This is a genomic window from Photobacterium aquae (assembly GCF_001029445.1).
Taxonomy (GTDB): domain Bacteria; phylum Pseudomonadota; class Gammaproteobacteria; order Enterobacterales; family Vibrionaceae; genus Photobacterium; species Photobacterium aquae.
In genome coordinates, this window is record NZ_LDOT01000021.1 from 38,172 (window position 1) to 60,482 (window position 22,311).

Below are 22,311 nucleotides of genomic sequence, written 5' to 3' on the forward strand. Positions count from 1 at the left end.
CATTGCAGGTAATCGGCTACCCAGAGGGAAAATGTTTCGAAATATTCACATTAAGTAGTAGGTAGTTGAATTAAGTATATTAGGTGGCTGAATTTGCTAATACCTACGCTAATCCGTAAAAAGCTAACTTAGCAAAATTACTGACTCATTTATGTCCACTTTCATCCCTAAAGCCGACATTCAAAAGTCGGCTTATTTCTATCATTGCTATTCGCCTGATATGACCATCACCATCAACCCTTTCTAGCTTCCCCCTTGGAAAGGGGCTTATTTCTCTGTTCCCTATTCTTTGCGTTGTGGCTAACCCGTATGAATGCGCTGTGCTGTAGGTGTTTAGGGCTGCGACAGTTAACGCGGGCACAGGCGGCTGGTGTCTGCCGATGTCGGGCGGAACAAGCGGCGAAATGTACTGGGGGTCATCCCTTTGCTTTGCCTGAACTGGCGGTTGAAGTTGGAGAGGTTGCTAAAGCCGGACTGTTCGGCGATAAGCGCAATGGGCAGTTCAGTGTTGATGATTCGCTCGCAGGCCTTGCCGATGCGGTAGCGTTTGAGGTGGTCGGCAAAACTTTCGTTGAAGTGGCGTTCGAACAGGCGGTAGACCGAGCTTTCGCTCATGTGGAGTATGTCGCATAGCTCTGCAATACGAATTGGCCGCTGGTAATGGTGCTCGATGTAGTTTTGCAGCCGATGCAGGCGTTGAAGCTGCCCGCTGGAGTCATCGGGAAGGCGGAAAGCATAGGTGGTAGAGGCCAGTGTTTCGGCATGGCGGTCTTCGGCCAGCAAAAGCAGAATATCGATGATGGCACCGAATTGGCGGGCGGGGGAGAGCTCGCGGGTCTGGCGCAGTTTCTCGACGACCTTTTCCGCGCAGGCTTGGCTGAAGCGCAGTCCGCTGGAGGATTGTTTTAGCATCGGCTCGAGGATTGCCAAGGCGGGCTCTGCCTTGATCATCGTTTCGATCCAACGGGGATCAAACCACAAGATATGGTTGCCGACGTCGCAGTGACGATCGGGCAGGGAGTGGCCGGATACCATGTGGGGCAGGCCGGGGCCATAGAGTACCAAGGTGTTGTGGGTCTGCTCGTAGCACCGATCGCCGCTGATCGCGGTGCTGCGGGTGACGTGCTGCGGATCGTGGCACAGTACCAGTTCAAATTCGTGGTGATAGTGCCACCCGCAACCGAATAAATGATCCTTGCCAAGGCAGCTGTAATGTTCGATCCGCCAAGTGAAGTTATTATCTTGCCCTATTTTTTCGATATAGGGTTTCATGGTTTGTGCCCGTCCTTGTTGGCGTGTCGCTGGCTATAGTAAACGGCGGTCAGCAACGGATTTCATGATGACGGAATAGTATTATTCATCGGCAGAACAATACAACATATCCATGTTGGCGGCGGTAGACTTTCGTGAAACCAGTCGCAACATGAGTGAGTGTGCTATGCCGTTGAATCGACCTATCTTCTTTTTTATTGCCGGGATTTTCTTTTCTGGTTTGGGCGGGGCTTTTCTGTTCCCGCTGACAACCCTGTACTTGGTTGAGGCACTCGGTGCCACGCCTTTTAGACTCAGCCTGTACCTCGTTTGTAGCGTGCTCAGCGCGATTGTGGTGTCGCAGTGGCTGGCCCGGTATTCGGATCAGGGGATGAGTCGCAAACGGCTGATCACCATTGCGGCGCTGTGCTATGTTGCCACGGCGCTGATTTTTGCCTTTAACCGCGAATACTGGGTGGCGCTGGCTGTTGTGGTTTCGGTGACCAGCGTCAGCAGCGTTGCGTTCCCACAGGTGTTTGCGCTGGGAAGAGAGTATGCCGATCAGCATTTGGCAGGGAAGGGAACGCTGTTCCTCAACACAATGCGTGCCACTATCGCCCTGGCCTGGGTGTGTGGCCCGCCGTTGGCGTTCCTGTCCCAGTCTACTTACGGGTTCACCATGACCTTTCTGGTCACTGCGGTGTGCGGTACCGTAAGTATGCTGATTTTCTTAAATCTGCCTGATATGAAGGACGAATGCGCGGCTGAAGGAGCACATGCAGATACAGAGTCAATAGAGGCGAGCGTCCCGTGGTATCGTCAGTCCAAGGTGATGGTTTTTATGGCGGCGGTAGTGTTGATGTTCTTTGCCAGCAACCTCTATATTCTCAGCATGCCACTTTACCTGACCAAGGAGCTGGGCCGTGACAGCGGCTTGGCTGGCCAGATGATGGGGTTGGCTGCCTTGATTGAGATCCCGATTATGCTCGGGGTAGGCATTGTAGTTGCGCGTTTGGGGGCTCACCGTTTGCTCAATATCGGGGTGATGTTCGGTTGTCTGTTCTATATCGGAATGACACAGGTCACCAGTGAAGGGGCACTCCTAGCCCTGCAAGTATTCAACGGCCTATTCATCGGCACGACGGCCACGCTGGGCATGGTGGTGATGCAAGACATGATGCGTGATCAGGTGGGTACGGCCACGACGTTATTTTCCAACGGGCTGCAAATCAGCATGTTGCTGGCAAGTGTGACTATTGGTGTGCTGGCTGGATATTTTAGCTACTACAGTGCATTCTGGGTGAGTTTGTCGGCGGCGGGATGCGCTTTGTTGCTTCGGTTGATGCAAGATCAGTTATATACAATGCGGCGCAAAGTGACTGTCTCGGTACAGCCGTAATACGGCGTTGAAGCGTTATGTGATTGCTGTGCTTTAGCCTTGTTATATGCCATCCGGTCAAATCTGATTTTCAAAAATGCAAAAATAAGATGAGGCATGGGTCACTCAAATTCTAGGTAACAGGCGTTAGTCTCTGAGTAATTTGCGTTATTTTGCGTAGAAATTAGGAGGAGACAATGAGTAATTTAATAGCATGCGCCCCATGTTGCTGGGGGGTAGATAGCTCAGACAATCCCCATAATCCCAATTGGATGAGTGTGGTATCGGAAGCGTGGCTGGCCGGTTATGTCGGCATCGAGCTGGGGCCCAACGGCTTTTTGCCTCAGGATGCTGATACGGTCAATACCGCACTTTACTTCAAGGGGTTGGAAGTGTGTGCCGCGACATTGATTGAGCCATTATCCGACCCTGTTTATTACGAGAGTATCCTTAACAAATCCAAGCAGTTGTGTGCCATGCTCGAAAAAATCGGTTGTACCCAACTGGTTGTGATCGATGTGGTCAATGATGTCCGTAACCAGTCGGCTGGGGTATCTGCCTCGGCCCCTCGGCTGGATGATGCCCACTGGGCACAGATGATCAGTACGATCCGTGATATTGCGAGTATTGCCAAGAATTACGGTATCCGAGTTGTGGTCAAACCCCAGACCGCGAGCTATATCGAGTTCCGCGACGAGATTGAAAGGGTCTTGGCCGATCTGACCCCGGCCGATGCGGGTTTGTGCCTTGATACCGGCCAGTTGTATTACGCTGGGATGGATCCCGCCGATACCCTGCTTGATTTTGCCGATCGGCTGGAGTATTTGAATTTCAGCGACCTCAACGAGGGACGATTCAATCAGGCATTGGCCGATCAGATTGGTTTTCGGCAGGCGCGTATCAATGGTGTGATGTGCCCGTTGGGTGAGGGGGTCATTGATTACAGGGCGATTGCTGACGTGCTGGCGAAAATAAATTACCGTGGGTGGATTACCATCGAGCAGGATCGCGATCCAGGCCAGAGCGCGACAGCCTTCATGGATATCAAGAAAAGCCGCCAGTTGCTGATGGATACCGGTATTTTTGTATAGCCATGTCGGCGGTGGCGGATTGGCTTGGGCTGGTACGCCATTGCGTCTGGTTTCTGCTGTTCGAAAGCTCTGTACGTCACTGTGTGCCGTTACATTCTGATATGCCTGTGAGTGCTCAAAATTTAGATATCGAGGCTCAATGTGCTGCTAATTGAATATCCATCCAGTAAAGTGGTCGGAACTATCACAAAATAAGGACGTAAGCATGAATGGAGCAGGCGGTACAACGGGTGGCGTTGGGCAGTTCTTTATCGGTTTGATTATGATGTGCGGCGGGTTTTATCTGTTGTTTAATGCCATTTCGGTATCTTCGAGCTTTGGATTAGGATCGAGGTTATACAGTTTCTCCGTGTTGGGTTCTGGTGTGGGGATAACAGGCGGAATGATCATGATCCCGTTTATGTTCGGTATCGGCTTGTTGTTCTTCAATGGTAGGAACATTATTGCGTGGTTGTTGACGGTGGGATCGGTTTCCGCCCTGATTATCGGTGTTATATCGTCCATTCGCTTTAGTTTCAGAACCATGACGGCGTTCGAGCTAATCATGATTTTGATTTTGGCTATCGGGGGGCTGGGGCTCTTTTTCCGTTCGCTCAAAACTATTGACGAGCGGCACTGATGTTGCCCTGACAAGGTGTAACCGCATTATTATTTATAAAATACAGCCGCTTACCAGCGGCTGTATTTTTTTGTTTTTACTGAAACGTATATCTCGAGTCGTGAACAGCCTGCTTTACTATCATTTTTAGTGATGATTATTGGCTTTTAAGTATCATAATAAACGTTAAATTGGCGTTGTTCCCGTTTTTGAATTGCAAGAGGTTGCTACTATGAGAACAACGTCAGATCGAATCCGCCATGCTATTTTCTTTGAGCTGATCGGCCTTGTTATTATTGTTTTTGGCCTGAGCCAACTTGGTTTCCAACTTGGTCATGTCGGTGCGGTTGGGGTGCTGTTTTCGGTGATCGCCACGGTGTGGAATTTTGTCTACTGCAAGTGGTTTGACGCCATGATGCCTCGCCTGTTCAAAACAACGGTGAAAACGGTTTTGCACCGGGTTCTGCAAAGCATCGGCTTTGAGGCTGGCTTGCTGGTGATTACGATTCCGGTGCTGGCCTGGGTGCTCAACGTTAGCCTGTGGCAGGCACTGTTGCTGGATTTGGGGTTGGTGGTTTTCTATCTGTTCTATTCGTACATCTATAACTGGTGTTATGACTGGGTATTTCCGGTTGCAAGGCCAGCTAAGTGAGTCGGGCTGATCTCCGCCGATGAAATACGGCCTCTGTTTTACAAAAAGCCAGTGCAGCCTATGCACTGGCTTTTTGTTTTATTCTTGGGGGATAAATGTATCTTCCAGAAGTTGTTGTAACTCGGGAAGGCAGCTGCCGCACCCTGTGCCAGCTAGGGTACAGCGGCTGATCCCTGTCACTGAGTGAAGTTTGTGGGTGCGGATAGCGCGGGTGATGGTGTGATGGCCGACGTTTTTGCAACTGCACACGGTTCGCCCTGCCTGTATGTCAGGTGATGATCGACCGGTAAAAAGGGATTGTACCAAGGGATCATTTAGCGAACGGGTGAGCAAGGTATAAATGTAGTCTTTTTCAAGGTTCGGCTCGGCAGGGGACACCACAAAGGCTGCCTGAATGCGCAGGGCCTCAAGGTAGACTACGCGGTACTCAGTGTGGTTTTCAATCATGATGGTTTGTGTGGGGCTGTGTTGGTTTTGTGGCGAGAGTTCATCGTGATGCTCGGTTGTTTTATAGTGGGCTGTTTCATGGAAGGCGAGAAGCTGCTGAAGTTTCTGTGATAGCCAACATGGTGCTTGCCCCGAGCTGATTCGGTACAGGTAGCCATGTGTGATGCGTTGTACCGTCCAGCTGTTGATAGCATAGCGTGCAAATCGCTCTTTAGTGATGATGCTCCGGGTTGTCAGTAGGGCCTCGCTTTTGCGTACAAGCGGGCGAATATTGATAGGGGTACATTTGAATTCGGGCTGCCCCGAGAGTGGATCGCGGTGTGCCCCGATGAGGCTGTTGATATTGCCGAGGCTGGTAGTGCTGTCACTCCAGTGAAACGGGGCAAAGGCTTGTCCCTGCGGGGTGTCATGGCTGATTCTCACGCGTAATCGCACTTGGCCATACCGACTTGATACTTGCGCCAACTGGCCATTATCCAAGCCATATCTGGCGGTATCGAGCGGATGCAGGGTGATAAATGGCTCGCTAATGTGTTCGGATAGCCTTGGTGATAATCCGGTTCGGGTTAGGGTATGCCAGTGATCGCGGAGCCGTCCGGTGTTGAGAATGAGGGAGAATTGTCTGTTCGGTGTAGAGGCAGGCTGGTGGTGGGTGGTGGGGATAAATCGCGCTTTGCCTGACGCAGTTGCGAACCTCCCGTCTTTTAATAGCCGAGATGTTGGCTGATCGCATTGGTATACGGGCCACTGTTGGGGGAGTAATTGCTGGTATTGCGAGTGGTTCAGATTGACCAGTCCAGCAAGGTTCAGCGGGCGAGGTGTGGCAGGGGGGCGGTCAGGAGAAGATGGGAGCCTGCCGTTATGATGTCCTGCTTCACGGCCAAGAGTTGTCATTGTGGCATATTCGCTAAAGATTTCGCCTTCGTGGCGGTAGTTGAAGGCTTCTGCATATCCCATTCTTTTGGCGACTTCACAGATCATCCACCAGTCTGGTTTTGCTTCCCCCGGGGAGGGCAATATTCGCCGTTGGCGAGAGATCCGCCGCTCTGAATTGGTCACCGTGCCGGATTTTTCGCTCCATCCCTGCGCGGGCAGTGCGACATTAGCGTGGCGTAAGGTATCGGTTTTCGCCATGCAGTCAGACACGACGACAAAAGGACAGTTTTCGAGGATTTTATTGATTTTTCGACTCACTGGGAGGGTAACAGCTGGGTTGGTGGCCATGATCCAAATGGCTTTGATGGTGCCTTTTTCTATCGCATCAAACATATCGATGGCTTTGAGCCCCGGAGTATCGGCTAACTTGTTTGTATGCCAGAATTGACTGATCAGCTGGTGGTGGTGCGGATTGTCAAAGGTCATGTGTGCGGCCAGCATGGTCGCTAATCCTCCGACCTCTCTGCCCCCCATGGCATTGGGTTGGCCGGTGACGGAAAACGGACCGCTGCCGGGTTGGCCAATACGGCCGGTGGCCAGATGGCAGTTGATGATGCTGTTGACTTTGTCTGTACCGGATGACGATTGATTGATGCCTTGGGAGTAAACGGTCACGGTACGCGGGTGGCGGGCAAACAGGCGGTAAAATGCTTCAATGTCCGAGATAGCGAGCCCTGTTGCGGCGGCTATCGTATAGAGGTTAGCAAAATCGGATGCAGTGGCGAGAGCTTGGCAAAAACCTTCGGTATGCTCGGTGATGTAACGGTCGTTGAGATGCTGGTGTTTGTTGAGGTACGCCAGCAGGCCGTTGAATAGGGCGATATCGCTACCCGGTTTGAGTGGCAGGTGCAGATCCGCAATATCACAGCTGGCTGTCTTTCTCGGATCAATCACCACCACCTTGGTATTGCGTGTTGCTTGTGCGGCGCGTAGCCGCTGGAAGAGTACTGGATGACACCACGCCAAGTTTGATCCCGTCAGAACCACCAGATCCGCCAGCTCAATATCTTCATAGCACCCCGGAACCAGATCTGCACCGAAGGCCCGTTGATGGCCAGCCACGCTTGATGACATGCACAAGCGAGAATTTGTGTCGATATTGCCGGTGCCGATAAACCCTTTCATTAGCTTGTTGGCAACATAGTAATCTTCAATGAGCAGCTGGCCAGAGACATAAAATGCCACCGCCTGTTTGCCGTGCCGCCGAATGACTTCGGAAAATTGATTGGCGACATGGTCAAGCGCCTGATCCCAAGATGCGGGTTCACCCTCTATAGAGGGACGTAACAAACGCCCCTGTGCCCCGACGGTTTCACCGAGCGCCAGCCCTTTTGAGCAGAGCTTGCCGTAGTTGGCGGGGTGTGATTGATCGCCACGAATATCCAATGCGCCCTTTGCGTTGGGTTTGGCCTCTACCCCACAACCCACCCCGCAATAGGGGCAGGTTGTCTTGATCCATCCGTTTGTCTTTTTATCCATGACATTCTCCTCATCCAATGCTTAGCACAGCAATAACCGCGCCAATAGTGGTGGGGAGAGTAGGCGGTGCGTCTTTCTATCGATAAATGTATTGATGGCGGTAGGTTCTGGTTTCTAGCGGGCGGCCTATTCCTAAGAATCGCATCGTTCTGACTCGGGGCTAGATTGGTGCAAATGCCCCTTCGTTGCACGTCATGGGTGCAGATGGTGAGGCTAACCGGGGGGCTGGGGAGAGGTTATAAGCGTACGGATTAATTTAAAAGTGATTGCTTAACAATTGGTTACCTGATTATGAATGTGCAGCTGTTGGGGATGGCACTGTCTTTGCTGTGGCTCAGTGTAGTAACTAATGACTAACCGGTCAGTAAGTGGGTTAACACGGACAGTAGCAAGGGGAAGCCATGACGCACAATGGAACGCTAGTTGATGAAGCGCGAATACATCAGGAAATTGAAGAGCAGGAGCTTCTTGGGTGTGGTGTTGCCTTTGATGAAGCGCTGGTGGCTTATGAGGTTAGTGCAGACGTGCGTACGCTGGCGATGAAGCGAGGTTGCGTTGATTTGGTGGGGGCCGGCCCCGGTGATCCTATGTTGTTAACGCTTAAGGCGCTGCAGTCTATCGAGCTGGCCGAGGTGATTGTCTATGACAAGCTGGTTAGCGAGGCTATCCGAGAGCGATTTCCGGCGCAGGCAGAATTAGTTTACGTGGGCAAAGCCAAAGGGCAGCACAGTTTGAGTCAGGATGAGATTAATCGCTTGCTGGTCAAATTGGCGCTCCAAGGCAAGAGGGTATGTCGGCTAAAAGGCGGGGATGCGTTCATTTTTGGCCGGGGGAGCGAGGAAATACTGGTTCTGAAAAAGTTTGGGATCCCCGTCTCGCTGGTTCCCGGGATCACTGCGGCCACGGGATGTGGTGCCTATGCCGGTATCCCCATGACCCATCGTGGCGTGTCACAAGGATGCACGTTTGTGACGGCCCATACCGAAAAAGATTCGCCTATTAATTGGCAGGCTCTGGTGCAGTTATCCCATACGTTGGTGTTCTATATGGGGGTGAGCAAGGCCGATGAGATTGCCCAGCAGTTGCTTGCTGCGGGGGCAAAGGCAGAGATGCCGGTGGCGGTGATTGAAAATGGTTGTTGCCCGGAGCAGCGCACCTTCACCGGGACATTGGTCAATTTAGCGAGCTTGGTGAGCGGTAATCAGGTTGAGGCTCCCGCTCTTATTGTGATTGGTGAGGTTGTGGCGTTATCAGAGCAGCTGCAATGGGTGGTGTCAATGGCCGAAACACAAGAGTACCTGCCAGCGTAACGAGGAAGGGAGCATGAAAAAACAGCGAATCGTTGTGGTCGGCAATGGCATGGTGGGCCACAAGTTTATCGAAGACATGCTGGCCCAAGAGGGGGCTAGTGAGTTTGAAATTATAACGTTCAGCGAAGAGCCGAGACTCGCGTATGACCGGGTTCAGCTCAGCCATTACTTCAGCGGTAAAACAGCCGGTGAGTTAGCGCTAACAGACGAGCAGCGCTACCAGCAGCAGGGGATCCGTTATGTGTTGGGGGAGGCGGTGACTGACATCGACCATCGGCATAAAAGGGTGATTACAGCCTCAGGGTTACAAGAGGGCTATGACACGCTGGTTCTGGCCACGGGCTCTTTTCCCTTTGTTCCGCCTATCCCCGGTAACGACCAGCAATATTGCCATGTGTACCGCACTATCGAGGATCTTGAAGCGATTGAGGCATCCGGGAGCGAAAGTGACGTCGGGGTTGTGGTCGGTGGGGGGCTGTTGGGATTGGAAGCGGCGAATGCACTTAAATCGATGGGGTTGGCGACGCATGTGGTGGAGTTTGCCCCCCAGTTGATGGCGGTACAACTCGATAGCGGCGGCGGGGAGTTGCTCCGGCAGAAAATAGAAGCGTTGGGGGTCCATGTACATACCGGCAAGGCGACCACAGAGATTGTGGCTGGTGAGCATTGTCGTTATCGGATGAATTTTTCTGATGGGGCGTTTCTTGAGACCGACATGATTATTTTTTCTGCCGGGATCAGGCCGCAAGATTCGCTGGCTCGTCAAAGCGGCATTGAGGTCGGCCCTCGTGGCGGCATCGTGATTGATGATTTTTGCCAAACCAGTATCCCTGATATCTATGCCATTGGTGAGTGCGCCTTATGGCAGGAGAGGATTTTTGGTTTGGTTGCCCCCGGTTATCAGATGGCGAAAGTCGTGGCCAGTAATCTTGCGCTTGCCAAAACGTCTCAAGCCCCGGTTGAGCCTGAATCGCTCCGGAGGTTTAGCGGAGCCGACATGAGTACCAAGCTCAAGCTGCTTGGGGTGGATGTTGCCAGTATCGGTGATGTGAACGGTGGCGATGATAATGCGCAGTCCTATACCTACAGCGATGGTATTGAGCAAGTCTACAAACGGCTGATCCTCTCACCGGATGGCGACAAGGTGGTGGGGGCGGTACTGGTCGGTGATGTCGAAAGTTACAGTACATTATTACAGACCAAGCTCAACGATTTGCCTTTACCTGACAACCCTGCCGTTTTGATTTTACCCCAGTTAGCCAGTGATGATACAGAGAGTCGCAATGATGCGGGTACGGGTATTGATGCGCTGCCTGATACCGCGCCAATTTGTTCGTGCTATGACGTTACCAAGGGCGATATTCGGCAAGCGGTAGCGGCAGGATGTTCGGATATGGCGGCATTGAAATCGGCCACCAAGGCGTCGACCGGCTGTGGCGGTTGTGCGGCGCTGGCAAAGCAGGTGATGGATGCCGAGCTTGTCGCTTTGGGGGCGGAGGTGAACGATCACTTGTGCGAGCACTTTGCTTTTTCCCGCCGAGAGCTGGCCGATATTGTGCGAATAAAGCGGATCAAGACATTCGATGATTTGATTTCCAGCCATGGCAACGGTCTGGGCTGCGATGTGTGCAAGCCTGCGGTTGGTTCGATACTGGCATCGTTTTGGAACGATTATGTGCTGGAAGACCGGCACATGGAACTGCAGGACACCAATGATATTTATCTTGGCAATATGCAAAAAGACGGGACGTATTCGGTTGTCCCTCGTATTCCCGGTGGAGAGATCACCCCGGATAAGTTGATTGTGTTGGGTGAGGTGGCCAAGCAGTTTGATCTGTACACCAAGATCACCGGTGGCCAGCGGGTGGATTTGTTCGGGGCCCAGTTGCACCAGCTGCCGCAGATTTGGCAGCGGCTGGTGGCGGCGGGCTTTGAAACCGGCCATGCCTATGGCAAGTCGGTGCGCACGGTGAAGTCGTGCGTTGGCAGTACGTGGTGCCGCTATGGTGTAAAAGACAGCGTTGGGTTCGCGATTGATTTGGAAAATCGCTACAAGGGGCTGCGTGCGCCACATAAGTTGAAATTTGCCGTATCGGGCTGTACTCGGGAATGTGCGGAAGCCCAGTCGAAAGACATCGGGGTAATAGCCACCGAGAACGGTTGGAATCTGTACGTGTGTGGCAATGGGGGGATGCGTCCGCGCCATGCCGATTTGTTTGCCTCGGATCTGGATGGTCCGACCCTGATTACCTATGTGGATCGGTTGTTGATGTTTTATATCCGTACTGCCGATCGTTTGCAGCGTACCTCGGTGTGGCTGGAAAACTTGGAGGGAGGGCTGGGATACCTCAAACAGGTCGTGATTGATGACACGTTAGGGATTGCCGCCGAGCTGGAAGCGGATATGGCCGAGACATTAGGCCGCTATCAATGTGAATGGAAAACAACCTTGGAATCGCCGGAGAAACTCAGACGTTTCAGACATTTTCTGAACAGCGATCAAGGGGATGACAAATTAGCCTATGTTATAGAGCGCGGCCAGCGACGTCCGTTGTCTGCGTCTGAACGGCATATTGATATTGTAGATGTTACCGGGGAGGGGCGGTGATGAGAGCTTTATATCCGGATCCAAACCAGTGGCAGACGGTGTGCCAGAAAGAAGATCTGATTGGCCATACCGGGATCTGCGTATTAGTCGCACAGCAGCAGGTCGCGGTGTTTTTCTGTGCCCGAACAGACACGCTCTATGCCGTGGGCAATTATGACCCTATTGGCGGTGCCAATGTGATATCGCGGGGGATTATAGGCTCTATCGGTGACGAGAGGGTGGTTGCATCACCTCTGTATAAACAGCATTTCAACCTGCAAACAGGTCAATGTTTGGAGCAGCCGGATGTGTGCCTGCAAACGTACCCTGTACGGTGTCATCAGGGTGAAATTCAGATTGCATTTGATGTAGAAGCGAAATAAGGAAAAGCGGATGTCAGGACAAGAAAAATTCAATCTTCTCTCGTTTAGCGGCAAGATGAAAATTCTTCATCTTAGCTGGATGGCGTTTTTTATTACTTTCATGGTGTGGTTTAACTTCGCGCCGTTACTGCAAGCGGTGAAGGAGTCATTGGGATTAACCTCGGCCGAAATCAAGACTCTGCTTATTCTCAATGTCGCCTTTACGATTCCGGCGAGGATTATTATCGGGATGCTGACCGATAAATATGGGCCGCGCTTGGTGTATTCCGCTCTGTTGCTGCTCTGTTCCATTCCCTGTTTTGCCTTTGCACTGGCGGATAATTTTGTCCAGGCGGCCATTGCCCGTTTTGCTCTGGGGTTAATCGGGGCGGGTTTTGTGGTCGGTATTCGTCTTGTCTCCGAGTGGTTTCCCCATAATGAACTGGGTACGGCGGAAGGTATTTATGGTGGCTGGGGCAATTTCGGCTCTGCGGCTGCGGCTTTTTCATTGCCGACGGTTGCCGTTTTGTTTGGCGGGGAAAATGGCTGGCGCTATGCCATGGCTCTCACTGGGATCATTAGCATGGCCTTTTCGTGGGTGTTTTACCGTAATGTTACCGATACCCCGAAAGGATCGACTTATTTTAAACCGCAGAATCTCGGGGCGATGGAAGTCACCTCAAAAGGCGATTTTTTCTTATTGCTATTGATGAAGATCCCCATGTACGGCGCAATGGCCTTACTGGTATGGAAGCTATCTGGGGCGGGGATCGGGTTGTTTCAGGATTCGGTAGTATTTGGCTTTTATACGCTGCTGTTCGGGCTTTATCTTTATGAGGCCTCTCAGGTTTGGAAGATAAACAAAGGTGTTTTCTCTCGCCCGGTTCCGAAAATTCATCGTTATCAGTTTAAGCAGGTCGCGGTGTTGAATGTCTTGTATTTTGCAACGTTTGGCTCGGAGCTTGCTGTCGTATCCATGTTGCCGCTCTTTTTTTCAGAGACATTTGAATTGACTCCTGTAGTCGCCGGGATGGTGGCGTCCGCCTATGCCTTTATGAACTTGATGTCGCGCCCCGGCGGAGGGTGGCTATCGGATAAATTTGGCCGTAAATCCACACTGTTAATATTAACGGCTGGACTGGCGGTCGGTTACTTCTTGATGGGGCAGGTCAATAGCCAGTGGCCGGTATGGCTCGCTGTTGCGGCAGCCATGGTCTGTTCGTTCTTCGTCCAGTCGGGGGAAGGGGCGGTATTTGCCACCGTACCTTTGATTAAGCGCCGTATGACCGGGCAAATTGCCGGAATGACAGGGGCTTATGGCAATGTTGGGGCTGTGTGTTACCTCACTATCTTGTCGATGGTCGATTACAGTACCTTCTTTTACGTGATTGCCGGTACGGCGGTTATCGGCTTTGTCACATTGTTGGTGATGGAGGAGCCCAAGGGCCAGATCGCCGAGGTCAATGATGATGGCAGCATCACTATGATCGACGTGGCGAAGAATTAACGAGATAGGCGGCCTATGGCGATGATGGATGAGGTATTGGCAAACAGCTGCTATTTGCTGAAATTACGGGTCGGTGGCTATTCCAGCGCCGGGCACCGACCCGCCAATCAGGATGCCTTTGCGGTTAAGCAGCCTCGCAATCAGAGTGACTGCGCCCATAAAGGTGTTGTGGCCTGTATTGCCGATGGTGTGAGCTGTAGCAAGTACGGGCAGCAGGCCAGCCATACAGCGGTGACTCAGTTCATTGATGAATATTATGCGACGCCACCAACGTGGGGAGTCAGGCAGTCGGTCAGTAAGGTGCTAAGCGCGCTGAATCAGTGGTTTTACCATCATGATCGCCAAGGTGAGGTGGCACATAATGGGATGGTAACTACCTTCTGTGCCGTGGTGATTAAGTCTAATACGGCCCATATCATGCACGTGGGTGACAGCCGGGTGTCGCTTTATCGCAAGGGAAAGCTGGTATCACTTACTCAGGATCATCGTCGCCGCCAGTTGGGATCGCAGTATTTTTTGACCCGAGCATTAGGGATGGATAGCCATGTCGAGGTGGACTACCAGCAGTTACGGATAGAAATAGGGGACCGGTTGATCCTGACTACCGACGGGGTTCATGAGTGGGTCAATACAACCGCGCTGGCAGAGCAATTGCTATTACCGTCATCGACGTTGGAGCAGCAGGCGCGCAGTCTTGTTGAGCTCGCTTTGGCTCGGGGAAGTCAGGACAATGCCACCTGCCTTGTCGTTGAGGTGGACGCCCTGCCTGAAATGGGGCTGGATGAAATGGTTGGTGAGTTGGTTCGCCGGATTATTCCGCCGGTATTGGAGGTCGGTAACCGGCTTGATCAATATGAAATTGTCCGAGTTCTTTATAGCGGGCCTCGGAGCCATGTGTATCTGGCGGAGAGTGCATTTGACGAGCGACAGTATGTGCTGAAAGTACCGTCGCTGAATTTTGCGGAAGATTACCATTACCTACAGGGGTTTGTGCGCGAGGGGTGGGTGGGGGAACAGCTGACTCACCCTAGGCTGATGAAAATCCATCCGTTTTCTCATTCCTCGTCGTTTCTGTACCATGTGTGCGATTGGGTTGACGGGATCACGCTTAGGCAGTGGATGAACGACAACCCATGCCCTGAGTTAGAACAGGTCAGGCGCATTGGCGGGGAGATCATCAAGGCGGTGAGGGTGCTGCAGCGTCATGGCATTGTGCACCGAGATCTCAAACCTGAAAATCTCATGCTGGATAGACAGGGCCATATCGTGATTATTGATTTCGGTACTGCGCAGGCCAAGAGTTTTATGGATGCGCCACAGATAATTGATGAGCCTGTCCCGGTAGGTGATATCAAATATATGGCGCCGGAGCATTTGGATGGCGATGAGGTGGATACGGGATCGGACATGTTTTCAATTGCGGTGATCCTCTATGAAATGCTATCTGGCCGTTACCCTTATATGATGAAATCGCCGTCTGTTCGGTATCGTCGCAATAGCCTTCGTAACGCAATAACTTATCAGCCACTCTCGCAGTATCGGGCCGATTTGCCGATCTGGCTGGATTTGGTATTGCATAAAGCCTGCCATCAGAACCGCGAGCAACGTTTTCAGGCTCTGTCGGAGTTTTCTCTCGCTCTCTATTACCCTTCCGAGTCATTGTTAAAGCAAGCTAAGCAGTTACCGTTAAAACAAAAATCGCCCATTGTGTTTTGGAAACTGCTTAGTTTTGCGCTGCTTATTGTTGTTATTCTCCAAGCCCTAAATGGTTAAAGGCTAGATAGCCCACGACCACAAGGGGCGCAGTGCCCACAGCGAGAAAAATAGCGTTGATGGGACATATTTCTTTTTGCGCCATAAAAACTGACATTGGCCTTTGAGAAAACCGGCGCTCAAAAAGGCATCGGCTAGATCTTCGGATTCTTTGGCATTGGTGGCTTTGAGATCGGCAAGTTGGCTATCTGCGAGGAACTGGCGTGTTTCGCCCTTGGCGACCCACTCATGGGCAATGCGTTCAGCTTCGCTGAGCAAGTGGGCTGCCGGTACGACTTGTTGAACCAACCCGATATCCAGCGCTTCCTTGGCGTTGGGTTTCCAGCCTTCCGGCCCCATCATCCGGTAGGTGTTGTTTTCGCCAATCAACCGGGGGAAATGGTAGCTGGAGCAGCCTTCGGGGGTGACACTCAACGCTGAAAACGGAGTTGAGAAGGTGGCATTTTCAGAGGCGATGATAAAATTGGCAAGGGTGGAGGATGTCACGCTCGCCCCGATCGCCGGGCCGTTAACCGCAATAAGGAGCGGTTTGGTAAAGTTGAGGAATATTTCGAATAGGGTTCGGTTGTTGTTGACGATTAATTGCCGTAGTTTTCGTGGCGGCATCAATTTAATCGTGCCGCTTAAATTGACCCCTGCGCAATAGTATTTACCCGAACCGGTAAAAAGCAGGACCTTCACAGAGTCATTGTGGTTGGCCTTTTCGAAAGCTTCGCGAATGGCCTCCATCATTCCCATCGTCCAGCCGTTCAATTTATCGGGGCGGTTCATGGTAACAGTCAGTACGCCCTCTTTAATCGTTGTTGTCAGGTAGCTGGCTGCAATACTTGTTAGGCTCAGATCATTCATAGACTATTCCTGTCAAACAATTCCGTTCAAATAACAACCTACTACACGTTGTCAGATTTAACGAGATCGTCGCTGAACATTTGTGACTTTGTTGAAGTTGATCAATAAACAGCTTGCTTCTGGCCCGTTATCCCCCAAACGGGTGATGATATTTCCTTTCCCCCTTTCTAAGTTGGCAGTAAGCATCGAGATAATGACGAGGGGAGGCGGAGATGAGACGGAATAAAAGTTCACTTGCGTTGGCAATGGCCGGTGCTCTGTTATTGGCGGGGTGCGGCGGGGATGATAGTCATCAAAGTGATCCGACGGGGGCCGAAACCGTGGTGGGGTACCGCGTAAAGGCGATTGATGGTTACTTGCAAGATGCAAAGGTGTGGTTGGATATCACCCCTGACTGGGTGCACGATCCCGCCCATGAGCCCAGTGCCATGACAATATCGGGCGGGGTTGCGGTGCTGGATGTGACAGGTATCGCTGATTATGGCCAATATCCGCTGATGGTCGAGGCGGTGGCCGGAAAAACGGTGGATAGTGATACACCCGAGCAGCCAATAGAACGCAGTTTTATCTTGTCTGCCCCGGCCCGGCAGAGTGATATCACGCCGCTAACCACCTTGGTACGGCTTACCTTGGTTCAGGCAGCGGCCAGCAATCTGGCGATGACCGAAGAAGAGGCCCGTGACTATGTTGCCCGACTGGTTGGCCTGTCGGGTGAGCAGGTTTACGGTGACTATGTGGCAAGGGCGCGAGAGCAGGGAAGTGAGCCGGAGGCATCGCCTGTGGTTTATGCTGCGCGCAACATAGTCGCTTCCCAGCTGCTCAGTCTGTCGGGCGATGAACTGCTGACGGCAGCGAGTGAAGATAAGAGCGTGTCGTCTTTTGACGACAAGATTGCGGTCGTTGGTGGCAAGATCAAGCACAAAGTGTCGGCCATGCAGTTGTCTGAGCCGGTTTTTAGCGGTAGCGAAGATATTTCGGTTGATAGCGACAACGATACCTATCCGGACATTTATGATGCCTTTCCCGAAGACGGCAGCAGATGGCTCGAAGAGGATGTGGACGGTAACGGAAATTCACCCGATGAAATAGCCGCTTGTCGAGAAGGTGATTCGATATTCGACAGCAGCGGTGCTTTGCTCTCTCCCCCTGTTTCCTATGGCGACTTTCTAGTGGCAGCTGAACATTGCCGGAAGATAAATGGCGAGCAGGTTTGGGACTTTACCGACGAGATGGTACGCGGCACCCAGTGGGGTGTGTATTTTGCCGTGTTTGATGCAACCGAGTACTGGATTTTCCGTGATGATGAACCGCAGCGTGCGGAAACGGCCGAGGGCGACTTGATGGGCCTCTGGTCGGTTAAGGAAGGGCGGCTTTATGTCAATGACGGCGAGGGGGACAGCGTGCTGATGGTCATCACCCATAGCAACGGCAAGCAGTTTGCCTTTAAGGATTGGTGGCGCAGCGAAGAGTATGGCTTTGCGGATACCGGTAGCGTTGAGCTGGATAAAGGGGCGATAGAGTCCGGTATTATGTGGCGTGAAGAATAGGGTAACCGCTATAGCGGCTGATCAGTTGGTTTTGGTGGCGGCAGCCGGTTTTGCGCAGCAGTTGTTTGATTTGGCTGCGGACTGTTTCCTTAGAGACATCGCGCTGCTGGGCAATTTCGCTGCCACTGAAACCACCGACAAGGAGCTGTAAGACATCGCTTTCAGCCGGTGTCAGCGGTTGGTTTTCTGCGGAATGCTGCTCGCCTTCCCACTGCTGCCAGGCGTGTTGCAGGGTTATTTGAGCAACCCATGCATTGGACCAGTGGGCGAGCAGTTGCCAAAAACGGTCAAGCTGGGTGAGGTGTCCGACGGTGAGAGCGCGAAAACTGTGGCAGCTAAGCAGCATTGTATGGTTGTTGCTAAGGGGGCACAGTCCGCTGTAGGTATGGCGAAGCTGAATCGTAGGCAGTAAGACATCGTGGAATATTTCGTCAGTGATTTGTTTTAACGGGACGATTTCCTGTAGGTAGAGCAGGTTGCCTTTGAGGTTTCGATGTAGGTACGTTGCTAGGTAGATGTCATGGTGCTGGTATTGTTGATAAGTCTCAATCTGTTGCGGAGTGAATCCTTTGACAACTTCAAGCAGCAGTGTTTGAGCTGGATCCAGAATCGAGAAGACAACATGTTCAATGCCGATATTGGCCAGAGTATTGTTCAGTAGATCTTCAATCTGTTGTGGCGCCGGACGGTACAAGGTTGGGTCTTTGGCATCAATTGCTAGTGTCATAGGCATTTCCTCTCCGTTTATCTTAACCCTATAGCGAAACAGGAAATGGCGTGGGAAAGCGGTCATTTTTGTGTGAGACATCACGGATAAGTATTGTTCTGCAGCCAGAAGTGCGAGCAAGCAGGGCAATTGGATTAAAACGAGTATCTTTCTTTTTCTTATGTGCAAATAAAGAGGTATTGCATCCGTCAGAACCATAATAGACAGGAGTCAATGATGGTTAAGTTATATATTTTCAATTTTGATGGTACGTGCAACTCCCCCGAAGATGCCGTGCAGACAGTTTGTCCCCAAGGGCAAATTGAAGACGACAGCATTACCAATATCCTGAAATTCCATTTATTGTGCGGTGGTTCTTTGGCCGAGCAAGGTAAAGGGTGGAATGACAGTCAAAAGTGTTATTACTATGCCGGTATCGGTACTTACGGCACGAGGCTTCAACAGGCGATTAATGCGGTATTTTCTCCTGAGGGGAGTGATGTCAGGCATATATTGAATCGTGCAATAAGTGAATGGCACAAGTCCGGGTTTGATCAACACCGAGATATTCTGTTGGTGACGGGTTTTAGCCGTGGTGCAGCCTTGGCAAGACGTTTTGCCAAATTGATCAGTGATCAGGTTTCCCAGCCGTGTATCTACGAAGCAGTGTTTGACACGGTGGCCTCTATTAATCGGCCTAACTTGCGAAAATCAGATCGCCCCTGTTCGGAAGTGGTATTCGAAAACCATACCTTGCCCGTTAATGTCGTAAAGGCGCTGCATCTGGTGTCGCTTGATGAGAAGCGGCGGGCATTCCAGCCGACGTTGATGAACGCGGAAGGCAAGGTGACCGAAGTGTGGTTCCCCGGTGCGCATGCCGATGTTGGTGGCGGTTATTATCAAGACGGGTTGTCTGATCTTGCGTTACGTTATGCCCTGAACTGGATTGATGATTTGGAAATAGGGTGTGCGCTGGGCAATATCCAAGACATTGATTACGGCGCATTGCTGCCTCACGGGGTTGACTACCATATCGGTGAAGATGATGTGATTATCAATCCCAATCCACTAGGTGTCAGCCATGAGCAGATGCGCTGGTGGCCCATAGCTTGGGCAACACTGTGCGATCGCCTGTGTTGTGTGATAAGCAATGACCGCGTGGTGGAAGGGGCCAAGCCTTTGGTGCACTGGTCGGTAGCCGAACGAATTTACCGTGATTCTGATTATCGTCCCGAGTCACTAAAAGGAGTCACCCATGCCTTGTTGCATCAAGATGGTGAGCTGATACCCTGCACGGGTATTCGAGCTCATGTCGAGCTTCCCCAGCAAAACCTGTCGACCCTTGAGGTGAATGAAAGCAAGGTGGTTGCGGTATTTGCAGCGGAAAAATATAACCGTACAGGACTTTGGCTCCAAGCCGGGGCTATCTATACCTTTGCGGTTGAAGGGAAAGAAGTATGGTGGGATGCCGGTATTGAATGCAGTGCAGTTGGCTGGGACCGGGCTGGTGTGACATTAGGGCTCAAAGAGCTGGCTATTGCCACGGTGGAGCCCTTCCGTCGCGTTGCGGAGGCAAATTGGTTTGAGCTCTGTGCTTCTATCGGTAGTGAGGACAAAGAGGTGTTTCGAATTGGTAGGGAATCGACTTTCTCGCCGCGTTTTTCCGGGGAGTTTTGTCCGTTTGCCAATGATCTTGAACGCTTTTATGGGAATAACCGGGGCCGGATCCGTTGCAAGGTAACGCGTATTAAGTAACAGAAAAAGGGCGCTTCAGAATAAGTCTGAGGCGCTTGTTGCCATAAAAAGGCGGAATGGAATGGCTTGCTTTGTGTAGCAAGATAGTCGAGGGATAGGAACGAAAGATGTCATCGATACCCAGCAATAAGGCTGAATTGGAGAGTGCAATAGAAACAGCATTTGCCAAGCTGTTGTGTGATTACCAGTCGATACCGGTTTCACTGGCACGGGAAAAAGCATTGGAAGGCAATACCAAAGGAACCCAAATCAGTGTGTGCGATACGCTGGCCTATCTTATAGGTTGGGGGCAATTGGTACTGAAGTGGCATCACCGTCAATCGCAGGGTTTACCGGTCGATTTCCCCGAAACCGGATATAAGTGGAATCAGCTGGGGTCATTGGCTGCACATTTTCATCAGCAATATGAGCATTGGGATTATTCGGCCCTGCTTGATGCGTTTGAGCAGACTACTGCCGAGATCTTGCAGCTAATATCGGCGCTTGACGATAACGCCCTTTACGGTAGCCCTTGGTATGGGAAATGGACACTCGGCCGGATGATTCAATTCAATACTTCATCGCCGATGAAAACGATTCGTACCAAAGTTCGGCGTTTCAACAAGCAGCAAGTTGTTAAGCTCGGATAAAAAAAGACCAGTCATAGGCACAGATGGAAGTTTTTCTCCCATTGTCCCAACGCAGGCCACTGCGAGAGACTGGCTGTGAATGACTGGTTAAAGAGGTCGTGAGGACCCAATGCTTACCCGTTTACTTAGAACAATACCAACAACAATACAGTGGTTAACACCGTGCTGCTGACAAGGGATAGCAAACAGTCATTGTCACTTGGGTTGCCTGTTTGGCTGGCAAGAATAAGACTCGACATGTTGGCTCCTTGATATGCAGGGGTGTTATTGATCATGTAGTTAGATTATCCCGCCGTAGCGAGCAAGTGAAATTGTTAGGCCCTATAGAATTGATAGGTATTGCCGATGGCTTGTCTGTTGCCTATATACTGGGCAACCATGTTATGCCGTTTTTTCTTCTGGAAATGAATACTGCCAATACCCTACCGAGATCCACTGGCCGAATTTGAAGCCGACATCGGCAAACTCCCCGACTTTTCTAAACCCCAGCCGTTCGTGCAAAGCGACACTTGGCACGTTGGGCAGGGCGATTACCCCGATAATATTTTTGATAGTGGTTTGGGCGAGTTGTTCAATCAGTGCTTGGTAGAGCCGTTTGCCAATACCACGGCCGGTGGCATTCGGTGCAAGGTAGACGGATGGCTCGACGGTAAAGCGGAAGGCGCTGCGGACGTGGTAAGGGGCGGCATAGGCGTAGCCGAGGATCTCGCCATTGTGTTCGGCGACCAGCCAAGGCAGTGCGGCGTCGGTGACTTTTTGGATTCTGGCCGCTATTTCCGCGTTAGTGATTGGCGTTTCTTCGAAGGTAATAACGGTATCGCGGATATAGTGGTTGTAGATGTCGGTGATCTGATCTGCATCGTTTAGCGCGACAGCTCGAATGCGCATGTTTCCTCCCTGAGGCACTCAATTTTTTGTGTGCCTCAGTATTAGCACGGTTTCGTGCTGACGGAAATCGAAATCAGTTAGCGGCGGCTTTTGGTGGTTAGTTCAGCCCAAGGCGTCAGCTTCTTCTGCTTGGCGATGAATTTGACATACGCAGCCATGAGCAGGCCGTAGAGCAAGCCTGTTTGAGCCGCGTTGGCCAATCTCATTGTCTGGGTAATCTCGGGCATATCCTGCCAAGCGAAAAACCACATGAACAGAGCGTAGATAGGCGTGAAGGTAATGAAGTTGCACAGCACATTGGTTGCAAAGCTGCAGTAGTGGGTGGGCGGCAGCTCGATTCCCAGCTTGCGCAAAAGAGTATGACGGAAAAAACTGTCACTGTAAGGTTTCAGTCCTGCTTTGGTCGCCTCGTCAATGGCGAGTTGGATTTTCTCTTGTTTCGTCATAACCGCCCTGCTTGTTGAATATTGCTGTATCAAATTGCCGATCTATTGCTTGGACTGCCCCGGGGCCGATGGCCATTCTGGGCTGGGAGTGGCTAATGTAACCGCTCGTTGTTTTCTGAC

At 51.5% G+C, this 22,311-nt stretch carries 18 protein-coding genes; 12 read left to right on the forward strand and 6 right to left on the reverse strand.

Annotated elements, in window-relative coordinates:
* Positions 1 to 348: 348 nt before the first annotated feature.
* Positions 349 to 1,272: a helix-turn-helix domain-containing protein gene (locus ABT56_RS14265; RefSeq protein ID WP_047879561.1), complete on the reverse strand. Its 924-nt coding sequence runs from the start codon at positions 1,270 to 1,272 to the stop codon at positions 349 to 351.
* 166 nt (positions 1,273 to 1,438) lie between these two features.
* Between ABT56_RS14265 and ABT56_RS14270 the strand changes: the two genes are divergently transcribed.
* From ABT56_RS14270 to ABT56_RS14285, 4 genes are all read left to right on the forward strand, one after another.
* A complete protein-coding gene (locus tag ABT56_RS14270; RefSeq protein ID WP_047879611.1) occupies positions 1,439 to 2,650 on the forward strand; it encodes a sugar efflux transporter in 1,212 nt (403 codons plus the stop codon).
* A gap of 176 nt (positions 2,651 to 2,826) precedes the next feature.
* Positions 2,827 to 3,720 carry a sugar phosphate isomerase/epimerase family protein gene (locus tag ABT56_RS14275; protein WP_047879562.1) on the forward strand — a complete coding sequence of 298 codons (894 nt, stop codon included), beginning with the start codon at positions 2,827 to 2,829 and terminating at the stop codon, positions 3,718 to 3,720.
* A gap of 205 nt (positions 3,721 to 3,925) precedes the next feature.
* The gene (locus ABT56_RS14280) at positions 3,926 to 4,339 is read left to right on the forward strand and encodes a hypothetical protein (protein WP_047879563.1); all 414 of its coding nucleotides are present in this window, start codon (positions 3,926 to 3,928) and stop codon (positions 4,337 to 4,339) included.
* 211 nt (positions 4,340 to 4,550) lie between these two features.
* Positions 4,551 to 4,970 carry a PACE efflux transporter gene (locus ABT56_RS14285; RefSeq protein ID WP_047879564.1) on the forward strand — a complete coding sequence of 140 codons (420 nt, stop codon included), beginning with the start codon at positions 4,551 to 4,553 and terminating at the stop codon, positions 4,968 to 4,970.
* 78 nt (positions 4,971 to 5,048) lie between these two features.
* Here the strand turns inward: ABT56_RS14285 and ABT56_RS14290 are convergent, their stop codons facing one another.
* Positions 5,049 to 7,832, reverse strand: coding sequence for a nitrate reductase (locus ABT56_RS14290; protein WP_047879565.1), 2,784 nt, complete (start codon positions 7,830 to 7,832; stop codon positions 5,049 to 5,051).
* Positions 7,833 to 8,233: 401 nt separating this feature from the next.
* Between ABT56_RS14290 and cobA the strand changes: the two genes are divergently transcribed.
* From cobA to ABT56_RS14315, 5 genes are read left to right on the forward strand one after another with little or no spacing between them, the layout of a single operon-like run.
* A complete protein-coding gene (cobA, locus tag ABT56_RS14295; RefSeq protein WP_240478320.1) occupies positions 8,234 to 9,142 on the forward strand; it encodes a uroporphyrinogen-III C-methyltransferase in 909 nt (302 codons plus the stop codon).
* 13 nt (positions 9,143 to 9,155) lie between these two features.
* Positions 9,156 to 11,750, forward strand: coding sequence for a nitrite reductase large subunit NirB (gene nirB / locus ABT56_RS14300; protein ID WP_047879566.1), 2,595 nt, complete (start codon positions 9,156 to 9,158; stop codon positions 11,748 to 11,750).
* Positions 11,750 to 12,112, forward strand: coding sequence for a nitrite reductase small subunit NirD (nirD, locus tag ABT56_RS14305; RefSeq protein WP_047879567.1), 363 nt, complete (start codon positions 11,750 to 11,752; stop codon positions 12,110 to 12,112). Before nirB ends, nirD begins: the two co-directional genes overlap by 1 nt.
* Before the next feature lie 10 nt (positions 12,113 to 12,122).
* The gene (locus ABT56_RS14310; protein ID WP_047879568.1) at positions 12,123 to 13,598 is read left to right on the forward strand and encodes a NarK family nitrate/nitrite MFS transporter; all 1,476 of its coding nucleotides are present in this window, start codon (positions 12,123 to 12,125) and stop codon (positions 13,596 to 13,598) included.
* 15 nt (positions 13,599 to 13,613) lie between these two features.
* Positions 13,614 to 15,371, forward strand: a complete 1,758-nt coding sequence (locus ABT56_RS14315; RefSeq protein ID WP_047879569.1) for a bifunctional protein-serine/threonine kinase/phosphatase — start codon at positions 13,614 to 13,616, stop codon at positions 15,369 to 15,371.
* A gap of 3 nt (positions 15,372 to 15,374) precedes the next feature.
* On the opposite strand, the gene ABT56_RS14320 is transcribed toward ABT56_RS14315, so the two are convergent.
* Entirely contained in the window at positions 15,375 to 16,220 is an 846-nt protein-coding gene (locus tag ABT56_RS14320; RefSeq protein ID WP_047879570.1) for an enoyl-CoA hydratase/isomerase family protein, read from the reverse strand.
* Between the two features lie 212 nt (positions 16,221 to 16,432).
* Between ABT56_RS14320 and ABT56_RS14325 the strand changes: the two genes are divergently transcribed.
* On the forward strand, positions 16,433 to 17,767 hold the full coding sequence (locus ABT56_RS14325; protein ID WP_157037859.1) for a hypothetical protein: 1,335 nt from the start codon (positions 16,433 to 16,435) through the stop codon (positions 17,765 to 17,767).
* On the opposite strand, the gene ABT56_RS14330 is transcribed toward ABT56_RS14325, so the two are convergent.
* Positions 17,748 to 18,494 carry a helix-turn-helix transcriptional regulator gene (locus ABT56_RS14330; protein ID WP_047879613.1) on the reverse strand — a complete coding sequence of 249 codons (747 nt, stop codon included), beginning with the start codon at positions 18,492 to 18,494 and terminating at the stop codon, positions 17,748 to 17,750. The genes ABT56_RS14325 and ABT56_RS14330 overlap by 20 nt on opposite strands.
* Before the next feature lie 216 nt (positions 18,495 to 18,710).
* Here ABT56_RS14330 and ABT56_RS14335 point away from each other — a divergent pair, with 216 nt between their 5' ends.
* Positions 18,711 to 20,228, forward strand: coding sequence for a phospholipase effector Tle1 domain-containing protein (locus tag ABT56_RS14335; protein ID WP_053062503.1), 1,518 nt, complete (start codon positions 18,711 to 18,713; stop codon positions 20,226 to 20,228).
* A gap of 107 nt (positions 20,229 to 20,335) precedes the next feature.
* On the forward strand, positions 20,336 to 20,857 hold the full coding sequence (locus tag ABT56_RS14340; protein ID WP_047879573.1) for a ClbS/DfsB family four-helix bundle protein: 522 nt from the start codon (positions 20,336 to 20,338) through the stop codon (positions 20,855 to 20,857).
* Between the two features lie 381 nt (positions 20,858 to 21,238).
* Here the strand turns inward: ABT56_RS14340 and ABT56_RS14345 are convergent, their stop codons facing one another.
* The gene (locus tag ABT56_RS14345; RefSeq protein WP_047879574.1) at positions 21,239 to 21,745 is read right to left on the reverse strand and encodes a GNAT family N-acetyltransferase; all 507 of its coding nucleotides are present in this window, start codon (positions 21,743 to 21,745) and stop codon (positions 21,239 to 21,241) included.
* A 77-nt stretch (positions 21,746 to 21,822) separates the two neighbouring features.
* A complete protein-coding gene (locus ABT56_RS14350; protein WP_053062504.1) occupies positions 21,823 to 22,191 on the reverse strand; it encodes a DUF6404 family protein in 369 nt (122 codons plus the stop codon).
* Positions 22,192 to 22,311 lie beyond the last annotated feature (120 nt).